The following is a 6,925-nucleotide window of genomic DNA, read 5'->3' on the forward strand; positions in this document are numbered from 1 at the left end:
ATCCGGTCCGTCCATCCGGTCAGTCGGCCCTGCTGGCGGGGCCGGCGGCCCCAACAGGGTCTCTACTATCCCGCCGGGCCTCGATAAAACGTGACGAAGCGTGCAGGGCGCGGACTCTCCGATGTGGCTGTCCGATGCGGCTGTCCGATGCGGCGCGCGGTCGCTCGACCGGCTCACCGGCGGGAGGATCGACGGATGCGGCGGGACGGGCGGATGCGGCGGGACGAAGTCTACATCGGGGTGATCGGGCCGGCCAAGGCCACCGTCCGTGAGGTCGCCACCGCCGAGTCCGTCGGACGGCGTCTCGCCGAGGTCGGCTGGTACGTCGTCTGCGGGGGCCTGGGCGGGATCATGGCAGCGGCCTGCCGGGGCGCCCGATCGGTCGGCGGGACGACGATCGGGCTGCTGCCGGGCCTGTCCCGGGACGAGGGAAACGACCATCTCACCGTCAGCCTCCCGACCGGGCTGGGCGAGCTGCGCAACGGCCTGCTCGTCCGCGGCAGCGACGCGTTGGTCGCCGTCGGCGGAAGCTGGGGAACGCTTAGTGAGATCTCCTTCGCGCTCCGGGCCGGGAAGACGGTGATCGGTCTCGACACCTGGGCCGTGGACGCCCAGGATTCATCGCTGCCGACCGTCATCCCGGTCCAGGATGTGGACGATGTGGTGCCGCTCCTTCGAGCGCACCTCAATGATGCCGGCCCTCGACGAGGTCTACCGCTTGATGACGTCTACCGCTTTTTGTCCACGCCGACAGCGGCCATCAGGCGCAGTGATCGCATAAAAAATCCACCTTTCTCATTATGGTCGAGCGAGGCTCTCGGCGCAAAAGAGTCGCTATTTCGGTCTTAGGAATTTCAGCGGACAACCGCGACCGGGTGCATGGGGCCGAGCAGTCGAAACCAGCGGGCCTAACGGCATGATCGTGGTCTTGTCGTACTCCCGGAGTCTCGAATTTTCTGGTGTGGCGACCGCACCCGAGCCGGACCGATGCTCGCACGGACGAGAGGTCTTCCGGCGCACCGACACGTGCACCGTGCACAGTGCGCCAAGGGGACGTAATGAAGTAACAAATACGTGATCGAGAGCATCATCGCAGGTCACAGGCCTGTGGAGGGTTCGAAACGCGCAAGTTATTTCATTTCGACTCCCAAGCGCCAAGCGCCAAGCGCCGAACCTTTCCGCGTAACGGGTCGTGGCGCTGTGCAGGCAGGTCGTCCTGTTGTGCTCGATGTGGAGGATGACGAACGCGGCGGCGACTATCCGTCCGATGCCCCCAGGGAAAGAGGCGGACATTCCGGAATACTGTGAAAGTTGTTGTGAGCAGGGAGTCACCCTGTTCACCGACGGCCCGCTCGCCATTGCGGGTCCCCGCCCATTGCGTGTCCCCGCGGCCGCGGCACGGCCGTGGAACACTCCGTGAACCGTCCGGCGTATAGCGTCGAAGGCGCCGGACCCGACGGGTCCAGGCAGATCGGCCGGGTTCCGCCGGCCGCGGCCCGCGCACGGCCGGCGCAGGGAAGGATCGCGATCGCGATGTTCTCGTTCGGGATAGTGCCGGCCCTGGCGGGGCTCATGGCGGCGGCGATCGCCGCCGGGCTGTGGTGGTCGGCGGGCTGGTGGGGGCCGCCGCCGTGTCCGGCGCCCTGCTCGCCCTGGCCGTCCACGACGTCACGCAACGCCGGCACGCAATCCTGCGGAACTACCCGGTGTTCGGCCACCTCCGCTTCATACTGGAGTCCATCCGGCCGGAGATCCAGCAGTACTTCATCGAACGCAACTACGACGGCCGCCCGTTCGACCGCGACATCCGGACGAGCATCTACGAACGAGCGAAGGGCATCCACAGCGACCAGGCGTTCGGCACCGAACGCGATGTCAACGCGGTCGGCTACGAGTACCTGCTGCATTCGACGGTGCCACTGGCGGTTGCGCCGGGCACCCCGTCGCCCCGGGTGCGCATCGGCGGCCCGGACTGCACCCGGCCGTATGACATGGCGCTGCTCAACATCTCGGCGATGAGCTTCGGAGCGTTGTCGGGCAACGCCGTGCTCGCGATGAACCGCGGCGCGGCGGCGGGCGGTTTCGCTCACGACACCGGGGAGGGCGGTCTCACCGAGCATCATCTGCGCTACCACGCCGACCTCGTCTGGGAGATCGGCAGCGGCTACTTCGGTGCCCGCACGGCGGACGGCGACTTCGACCCGGCGCTGTTCAAGGACAAGGCAGCTCTTCCCTCGGTCCGGATGGTCGAGCTGAAGCTGAGCCAGGGCGCCAAGCCCGGCCTCGGCGGCATCCTGCCCGCGGCGAAGGTCAGCGCCGAAATCGCGCGGGCCCGCGGTGTCCCGGCTGGGGTGACCTGTGTCAGCCCGCCGGGACACCGGGTCTTCTCAACTCCGCGGGAACTGGTGCTGTTCATCGCCCGGATGCGGGAGCTCGCGGGCGGCAAGCCCACGGGATTCAAACTGTGTATGGGGTCCCGGCGGGAACTGCTCGCGATCTGCCGGGCGATGCTGGCGGAGGGGATCACCCCCGACTTCATCGTCGTCGACGGAGGTGAGGGCGGCACCGGCGCCGCGCCGCTGGAGTACGAGGACCACGTCGGCACTCCGCTCACCGAGGGCCTGATGACGGTGCACAACGCACTCGTCGGCGTCGGCCTGCGGGACCGGGTCCGGATCGGGGTGAGCGGCAAGATCGCCACCGGGGTGGACATCGTCAAACGGCTCGCCCAGGGCGCCGACTACACCAATGCGGCCCGCGCGATGATGATGGCGGTCGGCTGCATCCAGGCGCAACGCTGTCACACCAACACCTGCCCGGTCGGGGTGGCCACCCAGGATCCGCGCCGCGCCCGCGCGGTGGACGTCGCGGACAAGGGCGAGCGGGTACGCCGCTACCAACAGGCCACGGTGGCCCAGGCGGTGCAGGTGATCGCCTCGCTGGGCTGCGCCGGTCCCGAACAGCTGCACCCGGGGATGCTGATACGCCGGGTCACCCACACCGACACCCGCAGCTACGCCGAGCTGTACGAGTGGCTCGAACCCGGGGAACTGCTCGCCGAGCCGCCGGCGGACTGGGCCGCGGCCGACCCGGACCGCTTTCGCCCCTAATCCAAGGGTACCACGACGCTCTTTCGGGAAAAGCTCTTCGGGAAAAGCTCGTGCGGGAAATGGCCGCGCGCTTCTCATACAGACAGGAAGGGCCGGAGGATGCCAGCAATCACGCCATGTCTATGGTTCGATACTCAGGGCGAGGAGGCAGTCACATTTTACGCGTCGATCTTCCCGAACTCGCGAATCGTCGACATCACCCGCTACGGCCCGGCCGGGCCCCGTCCCGAGGGTACGGTCATGACCGTCCGGTTTGAACTGGATGGTCAGGAGTACGTCGCGCTGAACGGCGGACCCGAGTTCACCTTCTCGGAGGGGATCTCGCTGCAGGTCGGCTGCGGTTCCCAGGCCGAGATCGACGAGTACTGGGACCGGCTGACCGACGGTGGCGAGGCAGGACCCTGTGGGTGGCTCAAGGACCGGTACGGGCTGTCCTGGCAGATCGTGCCCACGGCCCTGCCCGAGCTCCTTGACGATCCCGACCCGGGCCGGTCCCAGCGGGCGATGCAGGCGATGCTGAAGATGTCGAAGCTCGACATCGAGGAGTTGCGCCGGGCCGCCGACGAGGCGTGAGACCCGGCGACGGACGGAACGGGCGCCGCGCTCAGGGCACGCTGGTAGGACGACGCCGGGCGGCCAGGGCCACGGCGATGCCGCAGGTCAAGCCGAGGAGCAGGACGATCGGCCCCTGCCGGACGAACCAGGGAGCAACCTGCGGATGTTCGATGAACAACAGCTCGCAGTGCGGCAGGGCCAGGAACGAGCCGACCACGGTGACCGCCCCGAGCACCCGTCGCGGCGCCTGCCCGGTCAGGCTGAGGAGCACGGCGCCCCAGGTGAGATACCAGGGGTAGAGAACGGGTCCGAGCAGGGCCAGGCTGAGTAGTGCCAGCCCGGCGGTGGCATGCGGTTCACGGTCGCGGACGGTCACCAGCAGCCAGACGAAGATCCCGGCGGCGACGGCCACACCCGCGGCCCGGGTGGGTCCCACCAGATCCTCGAAGCGCATCGCCGATCCGGCCATCCTCGCCAGGACGGACAGAAAATCGGCGAGGCAGGTGGTCGGGGCGTAGAGGGTCAGTCCGGCGGCCGGTGTCCGCGCGACGCGCAGCCATCCGAAGCCGTCGGGTACCAGACTCGACAGCACCACGACGACGCTCGCCACGACGGCGAGGTCCCGCCCAGCGACGGCACCGACGCGACGGAGCTGGGCCGCACGCCGACCCGATCCGACCGAGGCCGCGGCCGCGGTCGCGGCCTCGGTCGCGGCGGTAGCGGCACTCACTGCCCTGACCGACCGCCAGACCAGCACCACCACGACGACCAAGGCCGCGGGCCACTTCACCAGCGCGGCCGCGGTGATGAGGACGAGACCGAGTACCGGCCTGCCGCGGTACACCGCCGTCAGACCGCCGACGAGCAGCGCCAGCAGGATGGCCTCGAGATGGATCGCGCCGACGAGCTGCAGCAGCACGATCGGACTACCCGCGCAGAACGCCAGCGCCCAGGGCCGGCGCGCCACGGAGGACACCCGCACCACGCACACCGCCATCACGACGACGCTCGCCCCCGCGACGACCCGGTGCAGCACGACCGCGCGCAGGACGTCACCGCCCGCAAGCGCATTCACCAGCCGGAAGTAGCCGAGGGCGACCGGCCCGTAGGGCGACAGTGCTGATCTCCAGATCGGATCGACGGCCAGCAGGACGGGGCGGGCGCCGAGCGCGGTGGGCCCGGTGGCGTAGGGGTCGAGCCCGGCGGCGAGCATCGTCCCCTGCGCGGTGTAGCAGTAGACGTCGAGGCTGAGGATCGGCGGGCCGAGCAGCACCGGAACGGCCCAGCAGCCGATGATGAGGCCTATCCGCGGGACCGACAGGTCGCCCTGGTGCGCGCGCTGGCACAACCGGAACCATGCGCCGACGAGCAGCGCCACCCCGATGATCATAAAAGCGGGTAGCGGAGAGGGGCGGTCGAGCGGCACCGGGTCGAGCAGCCCGAACCAGCGTGACGGGGTCACGACTCCGGGCTGCAGGGCCAGTCGCCCCGCTACCAGCACCACCAGCACCGATCCGGCGGTCCCACATCCCGCGAGCAGGACGGCGCCTCCGTCGAGGCGTCCGCCAACGCCCCCACCGATGCACGACGAACGGCGTCGACCAGGATCGCCCGGTCGGGCGGTTCCGTGCGGCGCGGTGTCCTCTATCTTGTCCATTCCGGTACAAAGCCTGACGTTTCTACCTCGCCAACAGGCGGCGCGCCCGGGACCACCCGGTGAACAATACCTGTCCTGTAAGGATGTCGGAGCCCACGGGCACCGGCCCGGCCCGCGGTGTCCTGCCTCGGCCCGCGGTGTCCTGCCTCAGCGCCGACGGCCACCGGCGGATGGCGCCGGGATGAACGGCTGATGGTGGCTGCCGGGCTCCCAGCTGGCGGACCGCCTCGGGGTGCTATGCCGAACGCATGCGGCAAGCGCGAACCATGCGCCCGGCAACCGGTACCGCCTGCCCCGACGGGGAGACGGCAGGCCCGGGACCGGTGCCGGTCGCCTCGGCGCGACCGACGGCGCCCGTCGTGACCACGGGCGTCGCCGCCGCGCTGGTGGTGCTCACGGTGATGATCGCACCGCAGCCGCAGACCGACTTCGCTGTCTACCGGCTGGGTGGGCAGGCCGTCTGGGACGGGCCCGCCCTTTACCAGGTGCGTACGGCGGCCGGCCTGCCCTTCACCTACCCGCCGATCGCGGCGGTGCTGTTCACGCCGTTCGCCGCCATCCCACTGGGGCTGGCCGAGGTCGTCTGGGCCGCGCTGACCGTCGCGGCACTCATCCTGCTGCTGTCCAGGCTGCGGGCCTGGCTCATCCCGCCGACCGGCACCGCGCGGGCCGTCGGGGCCAGGCGGGCACTGGGCTCGCGCTGGGCGCCGCCGCTGCTGCTGGTGGTGGCGGCGCTCGCGACGGAACCGGTTCGCAGCACCATCATCTTCGGGCAGGTCAACATCCTGCTGATGCTGGCGGTCTGGCTCGATGCCGGGCCCGGGCGACGGTCCACACCGTTCACCCGATTGCCACCGGGTGCTCTCACAGGTCTCGCCGCGGCGGTGAAACTGACTCCGTTGATCTTCGTGGCCTACCTGTGGCTGGCCGGCCGGCGCCGGGTGGCGATCGGAGCGGTGGGGACGTTTCTCGCGGCCCATGCCGTGGCATTCGCGCTGGCACCCGCGGCGTCCCGCGCCTACTGGGGCGGGGTGTTCGCGGATCCGGGCCGGATCGGCTCGGTCACGTACGCCGGCAACCAGTCGCTGTACGGCGCGATGACCCGGATCTGGGGAGACGGCGCGTCGGTAGTCCAGATCCACCGGCTGATGGTGGCCGCCGTCGCCGTCACCGGGCTGGCGCTCGCGGTGCGGCTGCACCGGCGCGGGGAGCCCGTCGCGGGCCTGCTCGCCTGCGCGGTCACCGGACTGCTGGTCTCGCCGATCTCGTGGAGTCACCACTGGGTGTGGGCGGTGCCGACGCTGCTCTGGCTCGCCACCAACGCCACCAACGGCCGAGCCTCACACCGGTACGTCGGAGCGGCGCTCGCCGGCTACGTGTTGTTCGTGGCCTCCCCCGTCTGGTGGATCACGCCCCACGATCAGAACTGGCCGCACCACCGCGACCCGACCATCCTCCTCACGAACGCCTACGTGATCGCCGGTGTCGTGCTCCTGGTCACCTTGGCGCACGTCGCCGGCCGCCGGGACCTGTACCGCCGATCATGGGGAATGCGACATCCGGACCTGGTGCGCCGGGGCTAGGGGGGCTAGGGGAACTAGGG

Annotated in this window: 5 protein-coding genes and 1 pseudogene; 4 read left to right on the plus strand and 2 right to left on the minus strand. The window is 70.0% G+C overall.

Annotated elements, in window-relative coordinates; all coding sequences use genetic code 11:
• The first annotated feature begins 195 nt into the window (after window positions 1-195).
• On the plus strand, window positions 196-849 hold the full coding sequence (locus ACY5KJ_RS11565; RefSeq protein ID WP_462187749.1) for a TIGR00725 family protein: 654 nt from the start codon (window positions 196-198) through the stop codon (window positions 847-849).
• Between the two features lie 59 nt (window positions 850-908).
• Here ACY5KJ_RS11565 and ACY5KJ_RS11570 read toward each other — a convergent pair whose 3' ends face one another.
• A complete protein-coding gene (locus ACY5KJ_RS11570) occupies window positions 909-1,091 on the minus strand; it encodes a hypothetical protein (protein WP_462203351.1) in 183 nt (60 codons plus the stop codon).
• A 442-nt stretch (window positions 1,092-1,533) separates the two neighbouring features.
• Between ACY5KJ_RS11570 and ACY5KJ_RS11575 the strand changes: the two are divergent.
• Window positions 1,534-3,110 (plus strand): annotated as a pseudogene (locus ACY5KJ_RS11575) (FMN-binding glutamate synthase family protein).
• Between the two features lie 99 nt (window positions 3,111-3,209).
• Window positions 3,210-3,683 (plus strand): VOC family protein, encoded by a 474-nt coding sequence (locus tag ACY5KJ_RS11580; RefSeq protein WP_462187750.1) that lies wholly within the window; start codon window positions 3,210-3,212, stop codon window positions 3,681-3,683.
• A gap of 31 nt (window positions 3,684-3,714) precedes the next feature.
• On the opposite strand, the gene mptB is transcribed toward ACY5KJ_RS11580, so the two are convergent.
• Complete coding sequence (gene mptB / locus ACY5KJ_RS11585) at window positions 3,715-5,322, minus strand: polyprenol phosphomannose-dependent alpha 1,6 mannosyltransferase MptB (RefSeq protein WP_462203352.1); 1,608 nt, start codon at window positions 5,320-5,322, stop codon at window positions 3,715-3,717.
• A 359-nt stretch (window positions 5,323-5,681) separates the two neighbouring features.
• On the opposite strand from mptB, the gene ACY5KJ_RS11590 reads away from it, so the two are divergent.
• Complete coding sequence (locus ACY5KJ_RS11590; RefSeq protein WP_462187752.1) at window positions 5,682-6,905, plus strand: glycosyltransferase 87 family protein; 1,224 nt, start codon at window positions 5,682-5,684, stop codon at window positions 6,903-6,905.
• Window positions 6,906-6,925: the final 20 nt, after the last annotated feature.

Source organism: Frankia sp. CcWB3 (genome assembly GCF_977927595.1).